The 26,433-nt window shown below is 57.5% G+C and carries 27 protein-coding genes; 16 read left to right on the forward strand and 11 right to left on the reverse strand.

Features of this window, described 5'->3' with window-relative positions; all coding sequences use genetic code 11:
* Positions 1-16 precede the first annotated feature (16 nt).
* A complete protein-coding gene (locus SADFL11_RS12110) occupies positions 17-1,267 on the forward strand; it encodes an ATP-grasp domain-containing protein (RefSeq protein WP_008196138.1) in 1,251 nt (416 codons plus the stop codon).
* Here the strand turns inward: SADFL11_RS12110 and SADFL11_RS12115 are convergent.
* A complete protein-coding gene (locus SADFL11_RS12115; protein WP_040452988.1) occupies positions 1,248-2,630 on the reverse strand; it encodes a cytochrome P450 in 1,383 nt (460 codons plus the stop codon). The genes SADFL11_RS12110 and SADFL11_RS12115 overlap by 20 nt on opposite strands.
* Before the next feature lie 52 nt (positions 2,631-2,682).
* Here SADFL11_RS12115 and SADFL11_RS12120 point away from each other — a divergent pair, with 52 nt between their 5' ends.
* The 3 genes from SADFL11_RS12120 (at position 2,683) to SADFL11_RS12130 (ending at position 6,382) form a co-directional block, all read left to right on the forward strand.
* Positions 2,683-3,462, forward strand: a complete 780-nt coding sequence (locus SADFL11_RS12120) for a hypothetical protein (RefSeq protein ID WP_008196829.1) — start codon at positions 2,683-2,685, stop codon at positions 3,460-3,462.
* A 173-nt stretch (positions 3,463-3,635) separates the two neighbouring features.
* Positions 3,636-5,201 (forward strand): phytoene desaturase family protein, encoded by a 1,566-nt coding sequence (crtI, locus tag SADFL11_RS12125; protein ID WP_008196559.1) that lies wholly within the window; start codon positions 3,636-3,638, stop codon positions 5,199-5,201.
* Positions 5,198-6,382, forward strand: coding sequence for a phytoene/squalene synthase family protein (locus SADFL11_RS12130; protein WP_008195685.1), 1,185 nt, complete (start codon positions 5,198-5,200; stop codon positions 6,380-6,382). Before crtI ends, SADFL11_RS12130 begins: the two co-directional genes overlap by 4 nt.
* A gap of 16 nt (positions 6,383-6,398) precedes the next feature.
* Here SADFL11_RS12130 and SADFL11_RS12135 read toward each other — a convergent pair whose 3' ends face one another.
* Complete coding sequence (locus SADFL11_RS12135; protein WP_008190062.1) at positions 6,399-7,184, reverse strand: hypothetical protein; 786 nt, start codon at positions 7,182-7,184, stop codon at positions 6,399-6,401.
* 68 nt (positions 7,185-7,252) lie between these two features.
* Positions 7,253-8,848 carry a 1-hydroxycarotenoid 3,4-desaturase CrtD gene (gene crtD / locus SADFL11_RS12140; protein WP_040451624.1) on the reverse strand — a complete coding sequence of 532 codons (1,596 nt, stop codon included), beginning with the start codon at positions 8,846-8,848 and terminating at the stop codon, positions 7,253-7,255.
* Between the two features lie 102 nt (positions 8,849-8,950).
* Between crtD and SADFL11_RS12145 the strand changes: the two genes are divergently transcribed.
* The 12 genes from SADFL11_RS12145 to pufC all read left to right on the forward strand — a co-directional run bounded on the left by SADFL11_RS12145 (position 8,951) and on the right by pufC (position 20,033).
* Positions 8,951-9,820 (forward strand): polyprenyl synthetase family protein, encoded by an 870-nt coding sequence (locus SADFL11_RS12145; protein WP_008191139.1) that lies wholly within the window; start codon positions 8,951-8,953, stop codon positions 9,818-9,820.
* 71 nt (positions 9,821-9,891) lie between these two features.
* Positions 9,892-11,013, forward strand: coding sequence for a methyltransferase (locus tag SADFL11_RS12150; RefSeq protein ID WP_008197181.1), 1,122 nt, complete (start codon positions 9,892-9,894; stop codon positions 11,011-11,013).
* Positions 11,014-11,147: 134 nt separating this feature from the next.
* Positions 11,148-12,089, forward strand: coding sequence for a chlorophyll synthesis pathway protein BchC (bchC, locus tag SADFL11_RS12155; RefSeq protein WP_040452985.1), 942 nt, complete (start codon positions 11,148-11,150; stop codon positions 12,087-12,089).
* Complete coding sequence (locus tag SADFL11_RS12160) at positions 12,086-13,093, forward strand: chlorophyllide a reductase iron protein subunit X (protein ID WP_008188882.1); 1,008 nt, start codon at positions 12,086-12,088, stop codon at positions 13,091-13,093. Before bchC ends, SADFL11_RS12160 begins: the two co-directional genes overlap by 4 nt.
* A gap of 84 nt (positions 13,094-13,177) precedes the next feature.
* Entirely contained in the window at positions 13,178-14,686 is a 1,509-nt protein-coding gene (gene bchY / locus SADFL11_RS12165) for a chlorophyllide a reductase subunit Y (RefSeq protein WP_050776199.1), read from the forward strand.
* Entirely contained in the window at positions 14,680-16,125 is a 1,446-nt protein-coding gene (bchZ, locus tag SADFL11_RS12170) for a chlorophyllide a reductase subunit Z (RefSeq protein ID WP_008191743.1), read from the forward strand. The genes bchY and bchZ overlap by 7 nt, the downstream gene beginning before the upstream one ends.
* 46 nt (positions 16,126-16,171) lie before the next feature.
* Positions 16,172-16,405 (forward strand): hypothetical protein, encoded by a 234-nt coding sequence (locus SADFL11_RS12175; RefSeq protein WP_040451621.1) that lies wholly within the window; start codon positions 16,172-16,174, stop codon positions 16,403-16,405.
* A 130-nt stretch (positions 16,406-16,535) separates the two neighbouring features.
* On the forward strand, positions 16,536-16,682 hold the full coding sequence (locus SADFL11_RS12180) for a light-harvesting protein (RefSeq protein WP_008196822.1): 147 nt from the start codon (positions 16,536-16,538) through the stop codon (positions 16,680-16,682).
* A 30-nt stretch (positions 16,683-16,712) separates the two neighbouring features.
* Complete coding sequence (gene pufA / locus SADFL11_RS12185; protein WP_008192311.1) at positions 16,713-16,913, forward strand: light-harvesting antenna LH1, alpha subunit; 201 nt, start codon at positions 16,713-16,715, stop codon at positions 16,911-16,913.
* Positions 16,914-17,060: 147 nt separating this feature from the next.
* Positions 17,061-17,906: a photosynthetic reaction center subunit L gene (pufL, locus tag SADFL11_RS12190; RefSeq protein WP_008192657.1), complete on the forward strand. Its 846-nt coding sequence runs from the start codon at positions 17,061-17,063 to the stop codon at positions 17,904-17,906.
* Between the two features lie 10 nt (positions 17,907-17,916).
* On the forward strand, positions 17,917-18,879 hold the full coding sequence (pufM, locus tag SADFL11_RS12195; protein ID WP_008189646.1) for a photosynthetic reaction center subunit M: 963 nt from the start codon (positions 17,917-17,919) through the stop codon (positions 18,877-18,879).
* Between the two features lie 11 nt (positions 18,880-18,890).
* A complete protein-coding gene (gene pufC, locus SADFL11_RS12200; protein ID WP_008192490.1) occupies positions 18,891-20,033 on the forward strand; it encodes a photosynthetic reaction center cytochrome PufC in 1,143 nt (380 codons plus the stop codon).
* 305 nt (positions 20,034-20,338) lie between these two features.
* Here pufC and idi read toward each other — a convergent pair whose 3' ends face one another.
* From idi to puhA, 8 genes are all read right to left on the reverse strand, one after another.
* Positions 20,339-20,872: an isopentenyl-diphosphate delta-isomerase gene (idi, locus tag SADFL11_RS12205; protein WP_040452982.1), complete on the reverse strand. Its 534-nt coding sequence runs from the start codon at positions 20,870-20,872 to the stop codon at positions 20,339-20,341.
* Positions 20,873-20,933: 61 nt separating this feature from the next.
* Complete coding sequence (gene hemA, locus SADFL11_RS12210) at positions 20,934-22,151, reverse strand: 5-aminolevulinate synthase (protein WP_008191681.1); 1,218 nt, start codon at positions 22,149-22,151, stop codon at positions 20,934-20,936.
* A 30-nt stretch (positions 22,152-22,181) separates the two neighbouring features.
* On the reverse strand, positions 22,182-23,033 hold the full coding sequence (puhE, locus tag SADFL11_RS12215) for a putative photosynthetic complex assembly protein PuhE (protein ID WP_008196535.1): 852 nt from the start codon (positions 23,031-23,033) through the stop codon (positions 22,182-22,184).
* Positions 23,034-23,043: 10 nt separating this feature from the next.
* Positions 23,044-24,153 (reverse strand): magnesium-protoporphyrin IX monomethyl ester (oxidative) cyclase, encoded by a 1,110-nt coding sequence (gene acsF, locus SADFL11_RS12220; protein ID WP_008190570.1) that lies wholly within the window; start codon positions 24,151-24,153, stop codon positions 23,044-23,046.
* Complete coding sequence (locus tag SADFL11_RS12225; protein WP_040451617.1) at positions 24,150-24,455, reverse strand: hypothetical protein; 306 nt, start codon at positions 24,453-24,455, stop codon at positions 24,150-24,152. Before SADFL11_RS12225 ends, acsF begins: the two co-directional genes overlap by 4 nt.
* Entirely contained in the window at positions 24,452-24,946 is a 495-nt protein-coding gene (puhC, locus tag SADFL11_RS12230; RefSeq protein ID WP_008193468.1) for a photosynthetic complex assembly protein PuhC, read from the reverse strand. The genes SADFL11_RS12225 and puhC overlap by 4 nt, the downstream gene beginning before the upstream one ends.
* A 9-nt stretch (positions 24,947-24,955) precedes the next feature.
* The gene (gene puhB / locus SADFL11_RS12235; protein WP_008194962.1) at positions 24,956-25,633 is read right to left on the reverse strand and encodes a photosynthetic complex putative assembly protein PuhB; all 678 of its coding nucleotides are present in this window, start codon (positions 25,631-25,633) and stop codon (positions 24,956-24,958) included.
* On the reverse strand, positions 25,630-26,409 hold the full coding sequence (gene puhA, locus SADFL11_RS12240; RefSeq protein WP_050776198.1) for a photosynthetic reaction center subunit H: 780 nt from the start codon (positions 26,407-26,409) through the stop codon (positions 25,630-25,632). Before puhA ends, puhB begins: the two co-directional genes overlap by 4 nt.
* Positions 26,410-26,433 lie beyond the last annotated feature (24 nt).

A 26,433-nucleotide genomic window follows, 5' to 3' on the forward strand; every position in this document is an offset into this window, starting at 1 on the left:
ACCAGGGAATGGAGAGGTGGCAACGGAGACGACCCCAAAAACCGTGTTGCTCACACTTGGACGGCTTCCAAAGTCGCTGGAACTCGCCCGGGCCCTGAAAGGTGCGGGCTGCCGGGTTCTGGTGGCTGATCCGTTTGCATGGCACTTGAGCCGGCCGTCGAATGCGGTCGACAAGTGTTATCAGACACCGCCGCCAGCAACGCAGCAATCCGAGTATCTCGATGCCCTGCTCACCATCATAAAGGCAGAAAACGTCGATCTGGTCGTTCCCGTTTCCGAAGAAGCTCTTCATGTCAGCCTGCTGGCGCCGCGGCTCCCGGAAAGAACCCAGCTCTTCACCAATCCGCATGGCGTGCTGTGGGACCTCAACGACAAATACCTCTTCAATCGCTTGGCGCAATCCGCGGGCTTGCCTGCCCCCGAGACCTATCTTGCCACCGATCCTGAGGCCGCCAGACTGGTTCAAACTACCCCCTGTGTGTTTAAGCCTCGCATCGGATGCTCCGGGCAGAAGATGCAAATGCTGACACCGGACGCTGTTCCAGAGGGACTTTTGAGCGATGCTGATGCCATTTTTCAAAAGCGGGTTTTTGGCCGCGAACTCAGCACCTTGACCCTTTGCCAGGACGGTAAGATCCTGGCGCATGTGACCTATGAAGGCCTTATCTTCTCGGGCACCGTCGCGGTTTGTTTTCAACGTGTTGAAGATGCCCCGCAAGTGGCGCAGTGGGTCGCCGATTTCGTTGCCGCAAACCGCTACTCCTACTTTTTGGCGTTCGACTTTATTGTCGACCAAGACGGAACGCCCTGGCCACTGGAATGCAATCCGCGGCTGACGAGCGGCATTCATTTCATGGAGCATGGGGATCTGGCCGCAGCGGTGTGCGATACAGACAATGCGCCGCCGGTTCGTTTGAAAGCGAAGAAGCGTTTTCAGGAAGGCCACACAACACTGTTGCAAGTCTACGGCAGTGTTCTGAAACCAAAACAGATGGCACGTCGTGCGGGGGCCATGGTTACATCGCGCGATGTGCTTTGGTCGGGCTCCGATCCCTTACCGTTTCCCGTGATGACGTTCTCGTCCTGGCCCGTGCTGAAACAGGTTCTGTTTGGCGGGAAGACCTTTGGTGAAGCCGCAACTCTCGACATTGCCTGGCCTGCCGGGTTTCCCGAGGCCAATGCAACAAGAGAAGCCCGCGCTCCCCAACCGGTCCGCACTGAACAGGCGGTCAGCGCCGCCGATCCGGTCAACGCCCATGAGACTTGAGCTGCACATAGATTTGCTCTGCAGGACGCGTCGTAAGGCGCGCGACCGGACGCACGGCATCAGCGTTTTCGGGCAGAAAATCGAATTCACGTGTGAGGCGGGCAAGAATGAGCGCACTCTCGACGGCCGCAAAACCGGCTCCGACACACGTATGCGGCCCGGCTCCAAAGGGAATGTAGGCCCCTTGCACAACTTCTTGCTCCCTCGGGGGCAGGAAGCGGTCCGGATCGAAACGGTCCGGGTCAGGCCAGTAATCTCCATGACGCTGCAAAGTCCAGGGCGAGATCATCAAAAGCGCGCCCTTGCGCACTTTGTACTTGCCGATACGGGTGCCTTGCATCGCGACCCGCGGCAAAAACGTGATTGGCGGGTAAAGCCGCAAGGTTTCGCGAAAGACAGCGCGCGTATAGCCCAACGCGCGGGTCGCCTCAAAGGTGAGAGCATCACCGTCCGTGGTCTCGTCGACTTCCGCCCGCAGCCGGCGCAGGACATCCGGACACATCGCCAGGAGGTAAAACGCCCAGGTCAGCGCACTGGCTGTCGTTTCATGGCCTGCAAGAAAAAAGACACCCAACTGATCGATGAGTTCATCGCGCGTAAACGGCTCGCCGGTTTCGCTGTCCCGGGCAGAAATAACTGCGCTTGCGATATCATCATATTTTTCGGCATCCGGGCCCATATGCGTGTCGATCAAGCTCCCAAGGTGATGCCGGATCCGCTTGCAAGCCGCCAGAACCTCTTCGCTTTGCGGAATGTCGGCCCAAGCCGGATCGGTGATCAATCGCCAGATTTTCACCTGCGCCACACCGCGTTCAAACACGGCGAAGTCGTCAAAGACATCCCGCGAAATCCCAGTGTCGAGCGAGGTCGAAAATACCGTTCGGCAAATAATATCGGCTGTGAGCTCGCTCATGATCCTGTCAAGCGACAGAACCTCATCGCGGGCTGCGCTCTCCTTCAAACGGGCGACATAGTCATCGACCGCCCCGACCATTGCGCCAAAGGCATGGGTCAGACGCATTTTAGAAAACGCCGGATCGATCATGGCCCGTTGGCGGCGCCATTTCGCTCCATCGGAGACGAAGATGGAATCGCCGATAAGCGGCTCCAGTGCACCGACCATCAGATCGCTTTTCGGAAAGATTCCTTCCGGGTCGAGCAGGATCTGCCGGACCAGTTCCGGGTCGTTGAAGAGTTTGATGGACCGCCGGGAGTAGCCCAGCTCTCCGGCGGCCATGGAAAACGCTGCCCCCGGCAACAGGCTGAGAAGATCTCCATCGCCGTGCCAGACGGTGCGCAGCAGCGCCAAAACTGGCGGCAGCCGCGACGGGCGCGGCGGAATGTATGTCTCAACAGCTGCCATCAACATTTCCCTTCTTCCGCATTTTGTATGCCTCGATCAAAGAGCCAAGCCCATGACCGAACATGATCTTTTTGTCGTATTGATCGCCATACACATCACAACCGGCGCGCCGGGACTGATTGGTTTCTGGATCCCGGTCTTGGCCCAAAAGGGCGGCGAGCGTCACAAGTGGTGGGGCAAGATCTTCTCGGTCCTGATGCTGATCACAGGCACGGTGGCCATGATGATGGCAACCTTGACCCTTCTTTACCCTATGCCGACCCATCCGCATCTCGTCGACCACCCGGAGTTCTCCGATCCCGTTCTGGTGCAGGGCATATTTGGCTGGATGATGTTTTATCTCGGGCTCTTGACCGTAAACCTCACCTGGTACGGCTGGCGCTGCGCGGTCAACAAGCGGGATCAGCGGAAGAACCAGACGGCGCTCAACTGGGGCCTTCAGGCGGCCCTGCTTGCTGCGTCTGCCAATTGCGCGCTTCAAGGGGTCTTGATTTCCCAGCCGATGATGATCGGGATTTCCATGGTCGGTTTTGCGACCGTCGCGACGAATGTCTGGTTCCTGATGAAAACAGACCCGTCTCCGATTGAATGGCTGCTGGAGCATATCAAGGCAATCGTCGGTACCGGCATCTCGGTCTACACCGCCTTTTTCGCCTTCGGCGCCGTCCGGCTGATGCCGGAACTGGCCCTTGCGCCAGGGCTTTGGGCCATACCTCTCGTAACGGGTCTCGCTCTCATCTTCTACCATCGGCACAAAGTTACCCAGCGCTTCACTCAACGAACAGCCAGACCGCACCAAAGACGGTCCATGGACCTGGATGCAGCGGAATAATCCGCCAGGGCCCTTCTCTCTTGCGGAGAAAAGTGTAAACTAAATTTGACACATGTGAAGGTCTAGCCTTCATATCAGCTGTTGCCAAGGCACACGCTCGCCCAGCCGGAGATCCGGAGGGAGAGCCAAAGCGGACCTTCAGGTGAGAGGTTTGCAGGAACGGGAGTTCTGGCGTGAATGTTGTCCAGGGATTTGGGCTTCCAAAGCCGCAATCAATCGGGTCTACACGACCGCATGCGGCCGTTATCGGTGCAGGAATAGGCGGCCTGGCGGCTGGTGCTCTGCTTGGAGCGAAGGGGTACAGGGTCACAATTTTCGATCCGCTCGATAAACCGGGCGGCCGGGCCTATGCCTTTGAGCAAGACGGTTTTACCTTCGATGCCGGCCCAACGATCATCACCGCCCCGTGGCTTTTCGAACAGCTGTGGGAGGCGTGCGGCGGAAAACTGTCAGACGATGTTGACATTCGCCCGAACATTCCCTTCTACAAAATCCGGTTCCCGGACGGCACGTTCTTTACATACTCCGCCGACAAAGACGCGATGGAAGCGGAAATCGCCAAGATTGAGCCGGATGACGTCAAGGGCTACCGCTCCTTCATGGCGGAAAGCAAAGAGATTTACGAATACGCCTTTCTGGAACTCGCCGACAAACCGTTTCACAGCCTGCCCTTTACGCTGAGCACATTTGCAAAACTGATCCGGCTCGGTGGCTATCGGTCCGTCTACAATGTGGTGTCCAAACACTTCAAGAATGACCGTCTGCGGTCCGTGTTTTCCTTCCACCCGCTGCTCATTGGCGGCAACCCATTCACCACCACCTCCTTCTACTGTCTCATTGCTCACCTGGAGAGCAAACACGGGGTGCATTACGCGATGGGCGGCACAAATGCTCTGGCGCGGGGAATCGCAAGTCTCGTCACCAGGAACGGAGGACAGATCCGGTATCAGGAGACGGTGGACACGATCCTGACATCCGGACGGCACGCGACAGGGGTACGGCTTTCATCTGGAGAGACCGTTCCAGCGGACATTGTGGTCTCCAATTCCGACCCGGCAACAACCTACTCAAAACTCCTGAAGGATCTGCCGCGTCGCCGATGGTCCGACGGGAAGCTCGGCCGGCAGGACTACTCAATGGGATTGTTCGTCTGGTACTTCGGGACCGACCGGCGGTATGACGATGTCGGGCACCACACCATGCTGTTCGGCCCCCGGTACAAAGGGCTGCTCAAAGACATTTTCAAGAACAGGGTGCTCGCAGAGGATTTCAGCCTTTACCTTCACCGTCCATCCGCAAACGATCCTTCTGTCGGGCCAGACGGCTGCGACGCTTATTATGTGCTGAGCCCTGTTCCAAACCTGAAAGGCGATGCGGATTGGGAAACCGTCGCGGAGCAATACCGGGCCAAGATTGCCGCAGAACTTGAGGCGACACTTCTTCCGGATCTTTCCAAGCACATTGTTAGTTCTCGTATCTCTACGCCGCTTGATTTCCGGGACCGGCTTTTGTCTTGGCAGGGCGCTGCCTTCTCGCTTCAGCCGAACCTTTTCCAAAGTGCCTGGTTCCGGCCGCACAACAAAAGCGAGGAACTGGACAACCTCTTCCTGTGCGGCGCCGGAACACATCCAGGCGCTGGTCTTCCAGGTGTTGTTTGTTCCGCGAAGATCGTTGCTGAACTTGCTCCGGATCCGGAGACCCTCACAGCGGTTCAGGCCGGGACGGAGGCATCCGTATGAGCGACATTACACCCGACAATCTGGAAAGTTTCGTGCCGTTCGCGACCACCACCAGCAAACAAAGGGCCAGAGCAGCACAGGCATCCAGTTCTTTAAGTCGCCATGCGGATTTGAGGGAATGTGCAGCTGCGATCCGAAAAGGATCGAAATCGTTCCACCTCGCCTCCCTGATTTTGCCGGCAGAAACCCGAAAGGCCGCTTTGTCGTTGTATGCCTTTTGCCGGCACTCCGACGATCTGATCGATGATCCACGTGCCGATCGAACAGCCCTTGAACAGCTGAAAGATCGTCTTGATCTTGTCTATCGCGGCATCCCCGCGCCCTATGCCTGTGACCGGGCGTTTGCAAGAACAGTTCAGGCTTATGGAATACCGAAATGCGTTCCGGATGCATTGCTTGACGGGTTCGCCATGGACCTTGGTGAGCGGCACTACAAGACCATCGCGCAAGTCAAGGACTACGCCACCTGTGTTGCTGCAACAGTCGGGCTGATGATGTCGCTTGTGATGCGGGCGGGCGACAAGGACGCCCTTGCAAGGGCCGCCGATCTCGGGATTGCAATGCAATTGACGAATATTGCCCGAGATGTCGGAGAAGACGCCCGGAACGGACGCCTATATCTCCCGGAAGACTGGATGCGCGACGCCGGCCTTGATCCGGAGGCTTTTCTCGCCTCTCCGAAGTTTTCGCCGGAGCTCCGCGAGGTCGTCCTGCGGCTATTGGCCGAAGCTGGCCATCACTATGAACTGGGCCATGCCGGGATAGCCGCACTGCCGGAAAACTGCCGCCATGCGATCCGGACCGCGGCTCTGGTTTATCAGGAAATCGGGACTGAAATTGCAGTCAACAACTATGACAGTGTCACGCGCCGCGCTCATACCCGGAAGATCAAAAAGCTCAGTCTTTTGCTAAAGGCCCGGCTGCCCCAATTGGAACAGTCCAACGCAGCGCACTTGAATATGCGACGTCCTGCTGATCCATCCGCCGCGCATCTGGTTTCTGCTTGTGCAAACTCATTTGAGACACATGCCAGACTGCAGAAAGCGGCGAACGCAAGTGTTGCAGATGACAGCAACATGGAGTGGGTCCTCGGTGTCATGATCAAGTTGCAAGCGGAAAGCCGTGCGCATCACAGATCCCAGAAGCTCGCCATGCAACGACGGTCTCAGGACAGTTTTTAGAAGAGCAACCGGCGCTTTAGCGGCGGGCGCGGCGGGGCATCCGAAATGGCAGCATCATTCTGACAACCGGATTGGCCAATCGATTGCAGTCGAGGGTCTCATGCACCATCGCAAGCTGATCGCCATGGACCATCGTCTCGACAAGGGAGCGCCGGTAAAAGGGTGCGTCCTCCAGCTTCATGGAAAGCCGGGGTGTGCCACCGGGATCGCACGCGATGCCGCCCTTCACCCCCCACGAACCAACCGGCAGCATTTGGCGGTCCGGCGGGGCAAAATGACGTTCTTCCGTCTCTTTGGAAAACACGACACCCAGGGTGCGGCGGGCTCCGCTTCTCAATACCGCATCATACAAGATTGTCGTAGCCTGATCGCCTGACGGCCCGCGGGCCCAGTCCCAGTGCTCGAAATCCTCTTCCAGGACACGGTCGCCGAAATTGAAATCGTGGTAGGCCTCTCCCTGCCAACCGCCTTTGGGCAAATGATTGCTTTCAACTCGCACACGCGCCCTCGGGAACACCGGCCACCAGATGTGATGTCCTTCAGGATCCAGATCGAAAACGCGGTCGTTCTGGATTTGCGGCTCAAGGCGTATCCGCCCGGACATACGCGATGGCATCAGCCGATGCCCTGGCCAAGGCAGGGCAGTTTCGTCGAACACGATCTCCAGACCACCGTCGACATACACAATCGAACTGCTGCCGATCTGCATGCTGTTTTGGGTCCGGACAAGATCGCTCTCCCCTCGCTCTGTCATGGACCAGCTGTTCCGGTCCCTGCCGTAAAGCGCAACATTCAGTGCCACATGATTTTGCGGTTTTCCGCGCCCGGACCAATGGTAGTACGGGGAAAAAACAGACCCGATAAATGCGATTACCGTGAGGGCGTAACGCCCGCAGTCGCTGGTCGCGTCGATATACCACCAGCAATAGCCACCGGGTGGGACCTGCCGGTCGAAGGGTGGTCTGCGAGAAGGGTTTCCGCCGCGATCTTGCCCGACAGAAGCGCCATCGGCACGCCCGGCCCCGGATGCACACTGCCTCCCGCCAGAAAGAGCCCCTTCAGAGAACTCCGCGCGCCCTGCCGTTGAAACGATGCCATCCAACCGTGGGATGGCTGACCGTAAAGCCCGCCCCCTGTTGCTGGAAACAGCTGCTCGAACGTGTCCGGCGCCGTGACCACTTGAGCCGTCTGGTCCCGCCGAAGCACCAATCCATTCGCCGCCATACGGCGGTCCATCGCTGTCAGACATTGGTTCAACTCTTGTTCGGTGTAGTCATGCCGGTCGCCATCTGGCGGCAGGTTCGTAAGACAATAGATCCGCTCAACCGTATCCGGGTTTGCGCCCCCGTTGCGTCGCCCGGCCGCAGTCCGGTCCTGTGCGCACACGTATACTGTTGGGTCCTTGGGCGCTTCACCGCGGTCAAACACGGCATCAAATTCAGCCCTGTAGTTTTCGGAAAAGAACACGGTGTGATGCGCCAAGGGCACGCCGTCGGGCTCTGCGAGACCGCATACGACAAGTGCAGATTGGGATCGCGCGGTCTTCGCCCCTGCCCGCTTTTTCGCGTTGCTATGGCCTAAGAGCTTGGGCAAGGCAGCGGCATCTCCATTAAAGACAACCTGTCCGGCCGGGACAAACTCACCGCTCTCCAGCTTAACACCTGAGACGGACCGGCCATCTGGACTGGAGACAATTTCGGCGACCTTCGCGCCATACCGGATCTCGGCGCCAAGACCCACTGCAAGATCAGCAAACTTGCGAGCAACAGCGTGCATGCCGCCTTCCGGGATCCAGACGCCTTCCTGTTCCACATGCGCGACGAGCATCAACGTCGCCGGCGCCAGATAGGGCGAAGAGCCGCAGTAGGTGGCGTAACGTCCGAACAGCTGCCGGAGCCGCTCATCGGAAAAATAGTCGCCAAGAACGGACCAGAGGGATGAAAATGGCTTCAGTGCAAAAAGCGCACCCGGTTTTGAAAGGCCTACCCGCCGGGACAAGGTGATTGGATTGGGCCGGGTCGCATCGATGAAGGTATCTTTCAGGAGTTCAAACACGCGGCGGCTGTCCCGCGCAAAGGCTTGGTATCCATCTGCTTCGCGCTTTCCCGCAAAATCTCTGATGGCCCGGACGCTGTCCGCAACATTGGCATGAAGGTCGAGACATGCGCCGCCTTCCCAGTAATGCCGGGCAATCACTCCCGCCGTTTCCATTAGGATTTCCCGGTCCAGCGTTGTCCCGCAAGCCTCAAGCAAGCTGTCAAAAGCCCATTTCATCGTCAGAACAGTCGGACCTGCATCGAAGTTCCTCCCCCCCGCTGAAACGTGGCGCATTTTGCCGCCCGGCGCGGTGGCCGCTTCCAGAACGGTGACCTGACGGCCTGCAGCGGATAAGCGCAGCGCAGCAGCCAAACCGCCCATGCCGGCGCCAACAACGACCACTCTTTGCTCGGTTATGGCTGATGCCATTCGTGTTCCTTCAAGTTGACATTCGCACTCAATGTGTCACTCTTAGTTGACACTATACCGTCAATTTTTGTGGACATCCACGTTAAATAGAGGAACGGCTCCATGGACCTGTCGGACCGCATCGAAACTGGGATGCAAACTGCCATCCGCTACGCCACTGCGAATGGATGCCCGCAAAAGCTTGGAAAAGCCCTTAAGTATGCTGTCTTTCCGGGCGGTGCCCGCATAAGGCCCCGGCTCTGCCTTGCCGTCTCTCAGGCTTGCGGCGACAAGGACCCACGCGTTGCCAATGCCTGCGCAACCGCGATTGAACTTCTGCACTGTGCGTCGCTGGTCCACGACGATCTGCCCTGTTTCGACAACGCAGCGACCCGGCGAGGCAAACCCTCCGTGCATAAAGAATATGGTGAGGAAATTGCCCTTCTGGTCGGCGACGGACTGATCGTAACGGCCTTTGAAACTCTGGCCCGCGAGACCCTTCATGCGCCGGAACAGACGGCACGGCTTGTCGCCACAATTGCGAATGCAGTTGGCTCCCCTTACGGGATCGTTGCCGGTCAGGCATGGGAGAGCGAAGAGAAAATAAACATCACCGCCTATCACCGCGCGAAAACAGCCTCGCTGTTCACCGGTGCCGTATCGGCCGGTGCATTGTCATCTTACGGCAACCCGCTCGACTGGTATGCGCTGGCAGATGCCCTTGGTGCGGCCTATCAGGTGGCTGACGATCTTTATGACGCGATGGATGACACGGACAGCATGGGCAAACCCGCAGGCCAGGATGCCGAAAATGGCCGTCCAAACCTGGTGGCTGAGCTGGGCGTTCAAGGCGCTTTGAAAAAACTGCAGGAACTGGTCGAAACTGCAGCCGATAGTATTCCGGACTGCGAAGGTGCAGATCTGCTTAGCGCCATGATCCACAAAGAGGCCAAACGTCTCATGCCGGCCAAACTGGCCGCCAGTGCCGCCTGACAATGTCAGACTGGACAGAGACGGCGCCCGGTGCCCACGCGCCACAAGACGAAAGACCTTCCCGTCGGTCGATGACCAGCTTGAACGCGCTTCGTGTGCGCTATCGCTTATGGCGCAACCGGTTGATCGGATCGGCAACATTCCGCAGCAAAATTGCACGTTTTCCGGGGACGCGATGGATCGCGCAGAAGAAATCAAATGATCTATTCAAACTGATCAACGGTTTTGTCTTCAGCCAGGTTTTGAGTTCCTGTGTGTCGCTTGGCGTGTTTGAGCAGCTAAAGAACACGGTTGCAAGCACAGAAGCCGTTGCAAAAGGCTGCGGCCTTGAGCCAGGCCGGATGCAATTGCTCCTTGAGCAGGCAGAACGTCTGCAGCTCGTCAAGAAAGTTGAAAGAGACCGTTGGGTTATGGACGATGCTGGAGCGGTGATCGCAGCAGATCCCGGACTGCAGGCAATGATCCGGCATCACGCCCTGTTTTACCGGGACCTGGCGGACCCTACCGCTCTCCTCCAAGCGCCGGCTCCAGATACGGAACTCAAGAAATACTGGGCCTATGCGCACGCGCAGGACCCTGCTGATATCGGGACGGATATAACCCAGCCCTATTCCGAACTGATGCGCAGCAGCCAGAACATGCTCGCCGACTGCATTCTCGCAGCCCATGATTTCTCTCAATACTCGGCGGTCCAGGATGTTGGGGGCGGAGAAGGTGCATTCCTGGCCGCAATTGGCAAGGTCTGTCCCGACACCCGGTTGCACCTTTTCGATTTGCCGTCGGTTACGGACCTCGCGCAGAAGCACCTTGCGGAAAACCGTCTCACCAACAGGACAGAGGTTCACGGCGGCGACTTTTCAAGGGATTTAATCCCGGACAAGGCAGACTGCGTTACCCTGGTCCGGATCTTGTGCGACCACGATGATGCCCGCGTGGAACAAATTCTGGCGAATCTGCATCGATCTTTGAAGCCCGGCACAAAAGTCATGATCGCGGAAGCGATGGCTGGAAACAGCGAAGGCGCGCAGCTCGCGGCTGTCTACTTCAGTCTCTACTTTCTCGCCATGGGGTCCGGCCGCTGCCGGAGTGACGCCGACATAAAGGACCTTCTTTTGGCGGCGGGTTTCAAAAGTGCACATACCAAAACGACACCCAATCCCTTGTTGGCAACGCTCGTTTTTGCACAGCGCTAGCCATGGCGCATGCTGTTTGCAGGTCATCCTAAGTACTATCCCGCTCAGCAAATGTGTAAATTTTAATTGACACTTTGAAGCGTCAATTTACAATGACACTCACACGCCGCCAAACCCAAGTGAGGGAGGCACACATGGAAACCACGGCAATCGTCTTTGAAGATCCTGGCAAGCTCCAGGTCAAACGACTTGGACTGACCGCACCAGGCGACTTTGACGTGGTTGTTGAAACGCTTGTGAGTGGTGTGTCCACCGGCACGGAAAAAATGCTGTTCGAAGGCACAATGCCGGCATTTCCGGGAATGAAATATCCATTGGTCCCGGGCTACGAATCTGTGGCCAGAGTCGTCGGCGCAGGGCCGTTATCAGGTCGAGAGATCGGCGAAACGGTCTTTATACCTGGCGCTTCTTGCTTCGAAGGTGCTGCCGGCTTGTTCGGCGCGACCGCCAACAGGCTGGTTCTTCCGGGTGTGCGTACGATCCAGATTTCGGAAGACTTTTCAGAGGACGCTGTGTTGCTCGCCCTGGCTGCCACCGCGCACCACGCGCTGATTCGCGCTGAAAGTCCGGTAGACCTGATCATTGGCCATGGTGTTCTTGGCCGACTTATGGCCCGGCTCGCGTGTGCTCTTGGTCAGGAGCCTCCGATAGTGACGGAAACCTGCACGGCCCGAATGCACGGTGCAGATGACTATGACGTCCTCGACCCGAACGATGCACGAGCGTCAAAGTCTTTTGACACAATCATTGATGCCAGTGGCAATCAGGATGCGCTCGATCCTGCGATAGGCCGCCTGACAAAGGGCGGCAAACTGGTGCTCGCTGGCTTCTATGGTGAGCGGGTCAGTTTTGCATTTCCTGCCGCCTTCATGCGGGAGATTTCTGTCCTGCTGTCTGCTGAATTCAAACCGGACGATCTTCAGGCTGTTGTTGACCTCGTGGTTTCCGGCCGTTTGTCGCTGGGCGGTCTGGTTACCCATCACGCAGCCCCGACTGACGCTGCGACCGCCTACCGAACGGCATTTGAAGATCCGACCTGCCTGAAAATGGTTATCGACTGGAGGAAAGCCGCATGACCCTGGAAAACCCAACAGGTCGGCATTACGATATGCAGGACTTCCTCAGAGGCGAGGCCGCGATTGAACCCGATGCACCGGCAACCGGTCCGGTGACCAAGGAAACACAGATCATCGCCATCTATGGCAAGGGCGGGATCGGCAAGAGCTTCACGCTCGCCAATCTCTCCTACATGCTGGCCCAGCTGGGCAAGAAAGTCCTTCTGATCGGCTGTGATCCGAAAAGCGACACGACTTCCCTATTGTTCGGCGGCCGAGCCTGCCCAACCATCATTCAAACCGCCTCCGCGGCGAAGGAAGCGGGCAGTGAAGTCACTGTTTCAGATGTCTGCTTCAAACGCGACGGTGTTTTCGCCATGGAGCTCGGCGGACCCGAAGTTGGCCGAGGTTGTGGCGGGCGCGGCATCATACACGGCTTTGAAACCCTTGAAAAACTGGGCTTCCACGACTGGGATTTTGACTACGTTCTGCTCGACTTCCTGGGTGACGTCGTTTGCGGCGGCTTCGGTCTGCCGATTGCCCGGGACATGTGCCAGAAGGTTGTCGTTGTCGGCTCCAACGACCTGCAATCACTCTATGTTGCAAACAACGTTTGTTCTGCCGTTCAGTACTTCCGCAAACTTGGCGGTAACGTCGGTGTCGCCGGCCTCGTTGTGAACAAGGACGACGGCACGGGTGAAGCACATGCCTTTGCTAAGTCTGTTGGCATTCCGGTCCTGGCCGCCATTCCCCAAGACGAAGACATCCGCCGGAAGAGCGCGAACTATCAGATCATCGGCAAACCCGGTGGTGTTTGGGCGCCGCTCTTTGAAGCCCTGTCGATCAATCTTGCAGAAGCACCGCCGGTACTCCCCGAACCTTTGGATCAGGATGGGCTGCTCGGCCTGTTCGATGCCAGCGAAACCGGTGCGGACTTTGTCCTGACACCTGCAACAGCGGAAGACATGTGCGCAGCTGGCGCTCTCGATAAACCATCACTGGAAGTGATCTACGACACCGTTTGAGGATCGACACCCGCCATGGATACCTATACCAAATCTCATGATCCCGAACCAGTTGGAGGCCCAGCAGTTTCCGACCGGCCGGTGATGGGTTTGGCGGATGACCAACCTGCCGCCGGCGGTGGTTGCCATGGTGGACAAGAACTTTCGAAGGCGGCAGCCAGAAGTGCTGGAAATGATGCGGTGATGGACCGGCTGGAAGCCGACTATCCGAAAGGGCCGCATGATCAGCCGCAGTCCATGTGTCCGGCCTTTGGTTCACTGCGCGTCGGCCTGCGCATGCGCCGCACAGCGACCATTCTGTCCGGGTCCGCTTGTTGCGTATATGGGCTGACATTCACATCCCATTTTTATGGCGCAAAACGCTCTGTCGGCTATGTGCCGTTCGACTCCGAAACGCTGGTCACCGGCAAGCTTTTTGAAGATATCGTCGAAGCGGTTCATGCGATGGCGGATCCGGCGAAGTACGATGCCATCGTGGTCACAAACCTCTGTGTCCCAACCGCCTCAGGTGTCCCGCTTCAAATGCTGCCGAAGGAAATCAACGGTGTCCGCATCGTCGGCATCGATGTTCCAGGGTTTGGCGTGCCAACCCATGCAGAAGCCAAGGACGTTCTTTCAGGTGCAATGCTCGCCTATGCGCGGCAGGAGGCATCAGTTGGCCCCGTACTAGCGCCGCGCGACGGCATCAAGGACAAACCGACCGTCACCCTGGTTGGAGAAATGTTCCCGGCCGATCCGGTTGTCATCGGCAACATGCTGGAGCCAATGGGTTTGGCCGCCGGCCCGACTGTGCCAGTCCGCGAGTGGCGCGAACTTTACGCAGCCCTCGACTGCGCCGCAGTTGCAGCCATTCATCCTTTCTACACATCCGCTTTCCGGGAGTTTCAAGCTGCCGGCCGCACTATAGTTGGCTCTGCACCTGTTGGACTTGAAGGCACCGATGACTGGCTCACAGCCATCGGAGAGAGCTGCGGTGTTGCCGCTGCCAAGACCGATATCAGCCGGAACGCCATGCGCGGCGCCATCACTGCCATGTTGAGCGAGAACCGGATCGACGGCCGGATCACGCTGTCCGGATACGAAGGCTCAGAACTTCTGGTCGGCCGGTTACTGGTCGAACTGGGGGCTGACCTTCGGTATGTCGGAACGGCCTGCCCGAAAACGCCCTACAGCGCAGCTGATGCAGAATGGCTTGAAGCACAAGGTGTCACAGTCCAGTTCCGCGCGTCGCTTGAGCAAGATCTCGCCGCGTTTGAAGAATTTGATCCAGACCTTGCGATCGGTACGACCCCTGTCGTCCAGAAAGCCAAAGAACGGGCAACGCCCGCGCTTTACTTCACCAATCTGATTTCCGCACGCCCGCTGATGGGCCCCGCCGGAACGGCTTCGCTCCCAAGCGTGATTTCAACGGCCATCGCCAACAAGGACCGCTTTGTGAAAATGCAGGATTTCTTTGAAGGCGTTGGTCAGGGGGATACCGCCGGGATCTGGCAGGACACTCCAAAGGACCATAGCGGTTACCGCGCGAAATACGCCAAATCTGTCGCGAAATCCCGCAATGCGGTCGACAACGGGGAGAGCGTTGGATGCTGATCCTCGATCACGATAGAGCCGGCGGCTACTGGGGCAGCGTTTATGCCTTTACGGCAATCAAGGGTTTGCAGGTGATCATCGACGGACCTGTCGGCTGCGAGAACCTGCCGGTGACCTCCGTTCTTCACTATACGGATGCCCTGCCTCCGCATGAGCTGCCCATCGTGGTCAGCGGTTTGGCTGAAGAAGAACTGGGGCAGCATGGAACCGAAGGCGCCATGAAGCGCGCCCGCAATGCGCTGGACCCGGACCTTCCAGCTGTGGTCGTGACCGGCTCCATTGCCGAGATGATCGGCGGCGGCGTGACGCCGGATGGCTCCAACATCAAGCGCTTTTTGCCGCGCACGATCGATGAAGATCAATGGCAGAGTGCGGATCGCGCCCTAAAATGGCTCTGGACGGAATTCGGTCCGAAACGGGTTCCAAAGCCGCGTAAACGCAAGGACGGCGCCAAGCCGCGGGTCAATATCATTGGTCCGATTTACGGCACCTACAACATGCCGTCCGATTTGCATGAAATCCGCCGCCTCGTGGAAGGCATCGGGGCGGAGATCAACATGATTTTCCCGCTCAGCAGCCATGTGGAGGATATCCGCAAACTCGCCGATGCAGATGCCAATATCTGCCTATACCGCGAGTTCGGCCGGTTGTTGTGCGAGACCCTTGAACGCCCCTTCCTGCAGGCCCCCATCGGCATTCATTCGACCACCGCTTTTCTGCGCAAGCTGGGCGAGATCCTGGAACTTGATCCAGAACCATTTATTGAGCGGGAAAAACATACGACGCTGAAACCGCTTTGGGATCTGTGGCGATCCGTGACGCAGGACTTCTTTGCCACTGCCAATTTCGCTGTGGTCGCCAATGAAACCTATGTCCGCGGCATTCAGAACTTCCTGGAAGAGGAAATGGGCCTCCCCTGTGCCTTCGCCGTTGCGCGAAAGGCCGGGTCGAAGACCGACAATGCCGAAGTCGCGGAACTGACGGCCAGCACACCGCCCATGGTGATGTTCGGATCTTTCAACGAACGCATGTACATGGCTGAGGCCGGCGCGCGCGGAAAATTCATCCAGCTTTCCTATCCAGGCGCGATCGTCCGCCGTCATACTGGGACACCCGTCATGGGGTATTCCGGCGCTTGCTGGCTGATACAGGAAGTTTGCAACGCGCTGTTCGACATGCTGTTCGAGATCCTGCCCATGGCAAGTGAGCTCGATGCCATCGAAGCGACGGCGGCCAAGGCCCATTCCCAAATGCCCTGGCATCCAGACGCTCAAGCCGCGCTTGAAAGGCGCGTCAATCAGGAGCCCGTTCTGGTGCGCATTTCCGCTGCAAAACGTTTGCGCGAGGGAGCGGAACAGCGCGCCCGGCAAAACAAGGCTTCCGAAGTGACCCTTGATGATCTTGAGCAGGTCTCAGGCAGAGAAGGCGCTCCGGCATGACCCGTTTGACTATTTACACCCCAATGGACCCCCGGGAGGAAGACAGATGATTTCCACCAGCCATACCGAACAGGCCTTCAGTCGCCGCCATCAGGAACGGGAGTCCCAGCGTGTTTTGATGAAGCGCCTGTTTCTCTTGGTGTTTCCATTTTGCCTCATGACGACGATCCTCGGCCGTATCGGCCGGATCTTCGGAGCCCATGAAGGTACGACACAATCCGCATACGCCGAAGCCAAGGCCTCGGCATACGCCGCATTGGGATACGCGTTTCACGCATGATCCCAACGCCTTTGCCGCTGTCTTAGCATCGGCAATTGCTCAGTAAGTCCTTCCAACCGGCTTGACTGAGGCCCCGCCGCGAGGGTTCTGCGCGGTAACCGCCGAAAGGCAAGAAGTGGAGGTCATGCGAATGGCTTCGGACAAGGAGACCCTTACCGGTCTTAGCCGTGAGGAAGCACAGGAGTTTCACCGGCTCTTTGTAAAGTTTGCGATCGCAATGTCGCTTGCACCCTTCCTCGCCCACATTTCGATGTGGCTTTACAAACCGTGGCTCTGACGAGCTCACACCAGATAAGGATCTGAAGACATGTGGAAAATGTGGCTTTTGTTCGATCCGCGCCGCGTGCTCGTTCTTCTGACGGTCTTCCTGTTCAGCCTTGCAGTTTTGATTCATTTCATTCTGCTCAGCACCGAAAGGTACAACTGGCTGGAACAGCAAGCATCGTTAAGCGACGGCAACGCGCATATCGAAATGCTCCTACCGAACGGTTCGTCAGCCTTGGTTTGACGGACCTACACGGTTCAACATCATCGGTGGCGGAGGCTGCGTATTGGCCGGCGCCTGGACGACGGTCAGCACTCTCCGCCACCAAGCCTTGCTTTCAAATATTAGCCGCAGCACGCGCATTGGCAATTCGCGGCTAAGGAGGACTCTATGGCTTTGCTCAGCTTCGAAAGGAAGTACCGCGTACGCGGGGGCACACTGATCGGCGGTGACTTGTTCGATTTCTGGGTGGGCCCATTTTATGTCGGTTTCTTTGGAATCACCGGCGCGTTTTTTACATTTCTTGGCACCGCCCTGATTATTTACGGCGCTGCAATCGGCCCAACCTGGAACATCTGGCAGATCTCGATCGCCCCGCCTGATATTTCCTATGGGCTTGCCTTGGCGCCGCTAAAAGAAGGCGGCCTCTGGCAGATCATAACCATTTGCGCATTGGGGTCTTTCGGATCCTGGGCTTTGCGCGAAGTCGAGATTTGCCGCAAGCTCGGCATGGGCTATCACGTGCCCTTCGCCTTCTCCTTCGCGATCTTCGCCTACGCCACTCTGGTCGTCTTCCGGCCGCTGCTGCTGGGCGCTTGGGGACATGGGTTTCCATACGGGATTTTCAGTCACCTCGACTGGGTCTCGAACGTCGGCTACCAATATCTCCACTTCCACTATAACCCCGCACACATGATCGCCGTGACGTTCTTCTTCACGACGACACTCGCTCTTTCCTTGCACGGCGGCCTGATTTTGTCGGCGGCCAATCCGGGCGAGTCCATGGAAGGTGGCGGCAAGCAGGCGGAAGTGAAAACGCCGGAATATGAAGACACCTTCTTCCGAGACATCATCGGCTACTCCATCGGGACCCTCGGCATTCACCGCCTGGGGCTGATCCTTGCGCTGAACGCCGGTTTTTGGAGCGCCGTCTGCATCGTCATCAGCGGGCCGTTCTGGAACCAGGGCTGGCCGCAATGGTGGAACTGGTGGCTGAACCTGCCGATCTGGAGCTGAGGACACGACAATGACCCAATATCAAAACATCCTCACCATCATTCAGGTCAGCGGCCCGGCCGAAGAGGGCATGCCGCTTCCCAAAGGCGACAGTGAACGCATCGGCACGCCAATCATGTCGCGTCTTGCCGGCTGGTTGGGGAACGCGCAAATCGGGCCAATTTATCTGGGCTTTCTCGGGTCTTTGTCCCTTGTGTTCGGACTGATCGCGTTCGAGATCATCGGATTGAACATGCTGGCCTCTGTGGGCTGGGATCCGATCCAGTTCGTCCGGCAATTGTTCTGGCTCGGTCTGGAACCGCCGCCAGCGCAGTACGGCCTGACCATGGCACCTCTCAACGAAGGTGGCTGGTGGCAGATTGCCGGCTTCTTTCTAACTGCTTCCATCTTGTTGTGGTGGGTGCGCGTCTATCGGCGGGCACGTCAGCTGGAGCTCGGCACCCATATTGCCTGGGCGTTTGGCTCGGCGATCTGGTTGTTCCTGGTGCTTGGTTTCATCCGCCCGATCCTGATGGGCGATTTTTCCGAAGCCGTCCCTTTCGGGATCTTCCCGCACCTTGACTGGACCGCAGCCTTCTCCATCCGCTACGGCAACCTTTACTACAACCCGTTCCACTGTCTCTCGATCGTCTTCCTATATGGCTCGGTTCTGCTGTTTGCCATGCATGGCGCGACAATCCTTGCTGTCGGCAAGTATGGCGGCGAGCGGGAGCTTGAGCAGATCACCGACCGCGGGACCGCGTCCGAACGTGCAGCGCTATTCTGGCGCTGGACAATGGGCTTCAACGCCACCATGGAATCGGTTCACCGCTGGGCGTGGTGGTTCGCCATTCTGACCCCTCTGACCGGAGGGATCGGCATCCTTCTCACAGGCACCGTCGTCGACAATTGGTACCTGTGGGGCATCGAGCACGGGATCGTGTCTCCGACACCGGACGTCTGGCCGGGTGTTGTTGATCCGGCGGCGCAATAAGGAGAAGGAAAATGCAACTTTGGATACCTTTTGCAGCTGCTGCCGGAACACTTCTCGGTATTGCGAGCTTCGTTGGTGCCGATTGGGATGCCCCACCTGTAGAGACAACTCAGATGGGATATCGCGGCACGGGCATGAACGTCATCAAAGACGTTGACAAGGTCGAGGCCCTGAAAGCCCTAAATGCGGTTCCAGAACCGCTTTGGGAAGCGGATCCGGAAGGCGACCGCGCTGGTGAGATCTATGAAAATGTTCAGGTCTTGGGCGATTTGTCAGATGACCAGTTCAACCTGTTCATGGCGGCCATCACGGAATGGGTTGCACCGGAAGAAGGCTGCGGTTATTGCCACAATCTGGAGAACCTTGCATCCGACGAGGTTTACACCAAGGTCGTTTCCCGGCGTATGATCCAGATGAACCAGACCATCAATGTGGACTGGGAACCGCATGTCGGTGATGTCGGAGTAACCTGTTACACCTGCCATCGCGGCCAGGCTGTTCCGGCCTACTACTGGTATGACGACCAGGAGCCTAAACCGGCCAGCGCGTCCGGCCGGGGCGGACAGAACGTTGTCGGTCAGTTTGTCGGCAAAACATCTATGCCGCAAAATGCATTGGCAGAGTATCTGCTGGGTGACAAGGAAATCCGGGTGCATTCCCTGACCGCTTTGCCTGACCCTGCAAATCCAAACCCTGCGGGAACGAAGGAAACGGAAAGCACCTGGGCCTTGATGATGCACATGTCAGAGGGTCTTGGCGTCAACTGCGTGACTTGCCACAATTCCCGGGCCTTTAACGACTGGGATCAGAGCCCGCCGCAACGGGTTACCGCCTGGCATGGCATTCAAATGACACGGGCGCTCAACAACGACTATATGGTCGGATTGACCCCGGTCTTCCCGGACAACCGCAAGGGACCGGAAGGTGATGTCTTCAAGATCGGGTGCTCGACCTGCCACCAAGGTGTTCAAAAGCCGCTCTACGGCGTCTCCATGCTTCAAAACTATGTAGACGCCCTGGATAAAAAAGGACCGACAGCGGTCCCTGATTATTCGAAATACGTCCCCGGCGAGACCCAGACCATGGCGCCGGACGGACCGACCAACTCCTCCGCCCTCCCGGCGAAAACGACGGTTGCCGCCACTCAGCAATGAGCGCGGCATCCGCCGAGGATACTTGGGAGCTTTCGGGCTCCCATTTTTTTTGCCTTTTTTGCACTCGCAGAAGCAGCCCTCAGTGACTGCTTTAGAGTTTGGTGTTTAGACAGCAAACTTCAAAAACCCGCAACACAGCCATAGAGTCCGTCACGCCGTTTGGTTCAATTCAAAATGTAGAATGGCCCGTTAGCGGCAAAAGTCGGCTGACGGCACAGTTCCGGGAGCCCGTCGGCCAACGAGAGCGGCTCACGCAGCTATTGAAATCGCGTGATTGATTTAAAGAAGTTTGATCTCCGGGAAATTCAAGCCGCAGCTTGGAACTTCAGCCCCGGAAAGCGCCCCAGATAAATTCGAAACCAGGGCGTGAAGGCATTTGGATTTTCCAGGACTTCGCGATGAAGGTCCGCCGCGGTGACCCACCGCACATCTTCCACTTCGTCCGGATTGGGCGCCACGATGAGCTTACTGCGATCCACATGCGCACTAAAGAGCGTGACGCGTTCGTGCTCTTTCAGGCCCTCGCCGACGCTGGCTTCATATTCAACGGTTTGATGCCGCGACAGCGGCAGCGTGAAACCGAGCTCATCCATCAGCCGGCGCTCTGCGCAGGTTTCAACGCTCTCATCCCAATGGGGATGACTGCAGCACGTGTTCGCCCACTGACCGCCACAATGATACTTACCGGCAGCCCGTTTCTGAATGAGCAGATGATCGCCGTCGAATACAAAGACAGACACGGCCAGATGCAACACGCCATCTATATGGGCTTGCAGTTTCTCGACCGGATAAAACGATCCATCCGGTGCGACAGCAGGAATTATCAAGGGCTTGTTCATTGGTGTACGGGCTCGCTGCCCCTTCTTTGTTTCAAACAGTGTCTTTTTGCTGTCGCCTTGATCAGGCCACCGCTCTTGCCAAAGCACATTGTGACCATAGGGAGCACAACGCCCCTGACAGATGCCGGATATCGGCTTCGGTATGAAGTGGTGTCGGTGTGATCCGCAGCCGCTCCGTTCCAACCGGCACGGTCGGATAATTGATCGGTTGCACATATATGCCGAAGTCGGTCATGAGAACATCAGAAATCCATTTGCACTTCGATGCATTTCCAACCATCACGGGCACGATATGGCTTGGGTTCTCCATATGCGGAATGCCTCGGGCATTGAGTGCCGCCCGCACCTTGGCAACATTGGCCTTGTGCGCATCCCGCTCGGCCGAGCTCTCTTTCAAATACCGGATCGAAGCAGTTGCGCCAGCGGCAAGCGCCGGCGGCAAGGCTGTCGTGAAGATAAAGCCCGATGCAAATGACCGGACGAAGTCCACGAGCACTTCCGGACCGGTGATGTAGCCCCCCATGACGCCGAACGCTTTGCCAAGGGTTCCTTCAATCACCGTGAGCCGGTCCATAAGACCTTCACGTTCGGCAACACCGCCGCCACGCGGTCCATACATTCCAACGGCATGAACTTCATCGAGATAGGTGATTGCCCCAAACCGGTCAGCGACATCACAAATCGCCTCGATCGGCGCGATATCGCCATCCATGGAATAGACGCTCTCAAATGCAACCAGCTTCGGCGCGTTCGGGTCATCGGCCGCCATCAGTTCGGCCAGGTGCTCCGGGTCATTGTGCCGGAAGAGCCGTTTTGTGCATCTGGAATGCCGGATCCCCTCGATCATGGACGCGTGATTGAGGGCATCGGAGTAGACGATTATTCCGGGGATCTTCGACAAGAGCGTGCCGAGTGCCGCCCAGTTGGACACATAGCCAGATGTGAAAATCAGAGCGGCTTCCTTGTCATGCAGATCCGCCAGTTCACGCTCCAGCATCACATGATAATGGTTGGTGCCGGAAATATTGCGGGTACCACCCGCGCCTGCCCCGCACTTTTGAATGATTTCAGTCATCCGGCCGGTCACAACAGGGTTCTGGCCCATGCCCAGATAGTCGTTGGAACACCAGACCGTTACATCGCGTGTTTCACCGGCATCGTCATAAAACGTTGCCTTCGGGAAATCGTTGCAATGACGTTCCAGCTCGGCAAAGACGCGGTAGTTGCCAGCCTCGTGCAATTCGGAGAGAGCGGTCTCCATAGTTTTCAAGATGTCCATCGCTATCGTCCTCTCCCTAAGCAATTCCAATTATCGCGTTTCCATGCCGCGTTTCACGCCAACGCTGGCAGGTGCGAACTCATGAGCGGGCGGATTTGAGCGCTTTTCGCGCGCACCCTTTGGCACCGCCCAGCGCCAAAGAGCCATGTCCGAGACCGGCAAAACGAGGATTAAGTGCTCGATGATCGCCAGTGCCATAAACGCGGCGAGTAAAATGTGTCCTACAGATGAGTACGCGCTGTGCGCATTCATCGCGCCGGTAACCAGGACCGCGAACAAACCAACAGCGATCGCCAGAAGAAGCGGAAAAAACGGTGTCGTCCGGCCTGTGTTGAAGTAGGTTTTCAGGTGCACGATACCTGGCGGCATCAGGCCGCTGATTGCATGGCGCGCACCCAGGAAAATCAGCAGCTTCGCCGAGATCCGCATCCCCCATAAAAGCCCAAAAGTGGCAAGGCCGAAGGTGTTGGGGGCGTCCGCCAGGACGAACCAGAGAAACACGGCCGTTACCAGGAGCGCGATTTCGTGATCGCACACGGCTTTCCAGGCAGCAACAAACCGGGCGGCGCCTTTCGCGTCCGGCGGACACTCTTGTTTGCTGCGGCCTGTCACCATACCGGTCAAAAACGTCGTTTCATGCCAGGCCCAGACCAGCAGTGCGCCAAAGAACCCCGCGTAGGATCCAAGCGGTGTCTGCATCTCGCTGCCTTTCAGGAGCAGCAGAAAACCGGCAACCCCGACCAGGGTCACCAGAGGCAAGAGCTGCCAGGGGCCGAGCTTATTCCGGATCGACCAATGCACCATCAACAAGACAAGCCCGGTCGACAGCCACCAGACGCCTGTGGCAATCAGAACAGCAATGACCGGGTTTGCGAGCCACATGAGCTTTGGCCTACCAGACCGGCTGCAGGCGCGAGGTCTCCGGCAAAGTATTTTTCTTTGTCGGGATCATGTACATCCGCACGAAATTGAGCCCTGCGGCTGCGCCCCACCACGCTCTTCCCAGCTGACCGAACAGACCGCCTTTTTCAGTTGCAGCCTGCATCTTGCGGCTAATCCGCTCCATGCGCCGGAAACCTTCCACAAGCTTGGGATTATCGAGATCAAGTTCGAGCGGGAAACACTGGCGGGAGATTTCAGACGTTAAGCGGAACACCCGCATATCGTAGTCTTCTATGTTGATCCCAAGTGCCTTGTGGAACGCAGGGCGCATATGATCGCGCACATACATTGTGGCAAAGACTGCCAGCAAAAAGAACTTGATCCAGAGCTTGTTGCGCCCTTCAAGCAAGCGCTTGTCCGACCGGATGATCAGGGAGAACGCTTCGCCATGAGAGAACTCGTCGTTGCACCACTCTTTGAACCACTTAAAGATCGGGTGGAACCGGAGCTCTGGATGCTTCTCTAAATGCCGGTAGATTGTGATGTACCGGGCGTAGCCGATCTTCTCTGACAGGTAAGTCGCGTAGTAGATGAATTTCGGCTTGAAGTAGGTGTATTTCTTCGCCTTGGCGAGGAACCCCATGTTTACGCCGATGCCGAAATCCTTAAGCGCGTCATTGATGAACCCGGCATGACGGGACTCATCCCGGCTCATATAGCCGAAGAGCTCGCAGATTTCCTGGTTCTTGCCGCGCCGTTTCATTTCCTTGTAAAGCACGCAGCCGGAGAACTCCGAAGTCAGGGACGACACGAGGAAATCGACCAATTCTTCGCGTAGATCATCCGGCAGGGCGTCGATGTCAATGTCATCCCACGCCTCTGTGCGCTTGAAATGTCCCCGATTGGGGTCGGATCGCATTTGAGATATCAAGGCATCCCACTCTTCACGGACGGGCTCGACATTGATCTTGTCCATTTCGTCGAAGTCGGTGGTGTAGAAACGCGGTGTCAACATCGTTGAGACCAAGGCGCTCTTGGTCGTATCGTTGACAGCGGCCCGGCGCTTTTCAAGGGTCGGTTCGTTCGAGGCCAATTCGGTTGGCGATACGGGTTTGTTCATGACAGCGCCCTTTCCGTGAAGCTGAATTCACACAATTCCATCATTTCAAGATCGCCGGTTGCACGGGTCCAGGCTCGTTCCAGACGTCCGGCCCGGCGGATGGTCGCCTCGCGCTGGAAACTCTGGCTCTCGCCGTAGGGAATCGAAACTGGCGCACCATGGACCAAGACCTCGTCGCCAGGATGCACCACCACACCATTGTCAAGGCGCAGATGCGCACCGAGTTGATCAAAAGTGTTGTTGATCTCCACCGTGCAGCTGACGGTTTCCTTCCGGCTCATGAGATTGAAAATCGCGTTCATTTGCGCGCTCCTTCCCGGGTTTCAAGCAGGGCTGCAAAGGCCGCTGCATTATCTTTTCCAAAAGCTTCCAGATAGATACGTTCGCCGATTGCCGTGTCCGACAGGCTGACCGCACCGGTCTCCCATTGAATGAGCCGGTAGGGTGCCGTGGCCGGAACTTTCGCCACCATCCGCATGCGTTCGAAAGCGCGCAGCGAGCCGCGGACGAAGCCCCCGTTGTCCTTTTCAAAGGCTGAAACAACAACACCGCTTCGCGCGTCTGTGACAGTGACGATATCCGCCGCATCCCGCGTGATCAGAATGTCCCGGATCGCGACCGGCGCACCGGTTTGGTGCTTGACGACGCCAATGCCGGTTGTCTGACCAAAAACCACCGCTGCGACTGCAAAACTCAAAAGCAATGCCGTCCCGATCAGGATCCTGCGCGGAAACTGTTTGCCGCGCCGTCCTTTGCGGTCCGAGAAATATCCGAGATGGGAAACCGAAGGCATCGCTCGCTCCTACTCCGCAGCTTCTACAGACGCCGAAACTGCGCCCTGCGGTACGGTGTCATTGTGAGCCAAACGCGAATGACCAGAGGTCACAGCCGCATTCTGGCTGATCGCAAGCGCAAGGAGATCGGCTACTTTCCTGGCGTCGGTCAGGCAGATAAGGCTCGGCTCGACATTCGCAAACCGCCACCCGCGGACATGCGGCCATTGCACCAACCAGGAGATCTGATGCCCTGGCAGGACCTGGATCGCAACATGTCCGGCACCACCGGGAAGGTCGGCCATCGAGATTGCTGCCAGCTGCTTGAACGGCAAATTGAGCGTCATGGAAAACGCGACACCAAAGCGGATGACAACGCGCTGCGTTGTGATGGTGTAAAGCGTCGTCTTGTGGACAGCCCAGGCAAACAACTCCAGCATACCGATCAAGATCGCGGCCAATGCGGTCAATACGGCGACTGAGAACACGATGCCAGCCAAGGGACGGCCATCATAAAGACCGCCAAACACCGCCCATGCTGCCAGGATCAGGAAGTAGCCTGATATCCAACGGTTCTTGAGGAGATGGCGGGCAAGTAGGCGCGTTGAAGGCCGCCCCTGCCACAGCATTTTTTCACCGTTCGGCAGACGTTCAGGCAAACCGGGAACCGGCTCCATTTCATGTTCCCGCGCAACAAACTGTTTCATATCAGCGGCTCCCCACGGTTTTTCAACGCATAGAGGAGACCGGCGCCGAAGTAGGCCGCAATCTTGTCCTCTTCCAGCAAGGTTACCGTGCCTGGTTTCGCATGCGCCGGGACATCAGCAAATTGCTCGGATGTGATTGCATGGACATAAAGATACGGCTTGTTGCCACGGCCACGCTTGATGACGACAAAGTTGTTCGGCAGAAGAACCGTTTTCTCGGCGCCCTCAATCTCAACCTCATAGTAGCGGATCAGAAATTCTGCCCGATCGACCCAGACGTCCTTGACGGTTCCTGCAGAACTGCTGTCACAACCCACAACCGGAAGGCCAATGGGGTCAAGTTCACCGTCAGCGATCGAAAATCCTTCCGCCTCGTTCATCGGGACAATCCGGGCGTCGCCATGAGCGGTCAGATCCGGCGTATCTGCGCGCTCGGCCCATGAGCCGGGCCCAACGCCTGCGAGCAGAGGATTGCCTTCCGGCTCCATCGGATATCCAGGTGCTGGAGAAACCCGTTTGGCATTCAAAGGGCGGTCGTCGCGCTTTAAATCCGGAACCTGAACGGTCCCATGACCGTGTGGCAGAACGAACGTCTTTTTGTCTGGAACAAACAGCCACGGGTCCTTGTTGAACCTGCCTGTGACATCATCTTCTAGCGGATAGCCTTCGCGCCGGTCTTCCTGACGGATGTACCAGATCAACCCGGCGAAAAAGACCCAAAAGACATAGAGCACCACTTGGGCGACATCTATGCTGCCGACGATAGAACCGGTCATGGTCATTCCTCCTAAAACTGGTGC

Origin of the sequence: Roseibium alexandrii DFL-11 (assembly GCF_000158095.2) — a bacterium.
Lineage (GTDB): Bacteria > Pseudomonadota > Alphaproteobacteria > Rhizobiales > Stappiaceae > Roseibium > Roseibium alexandrii.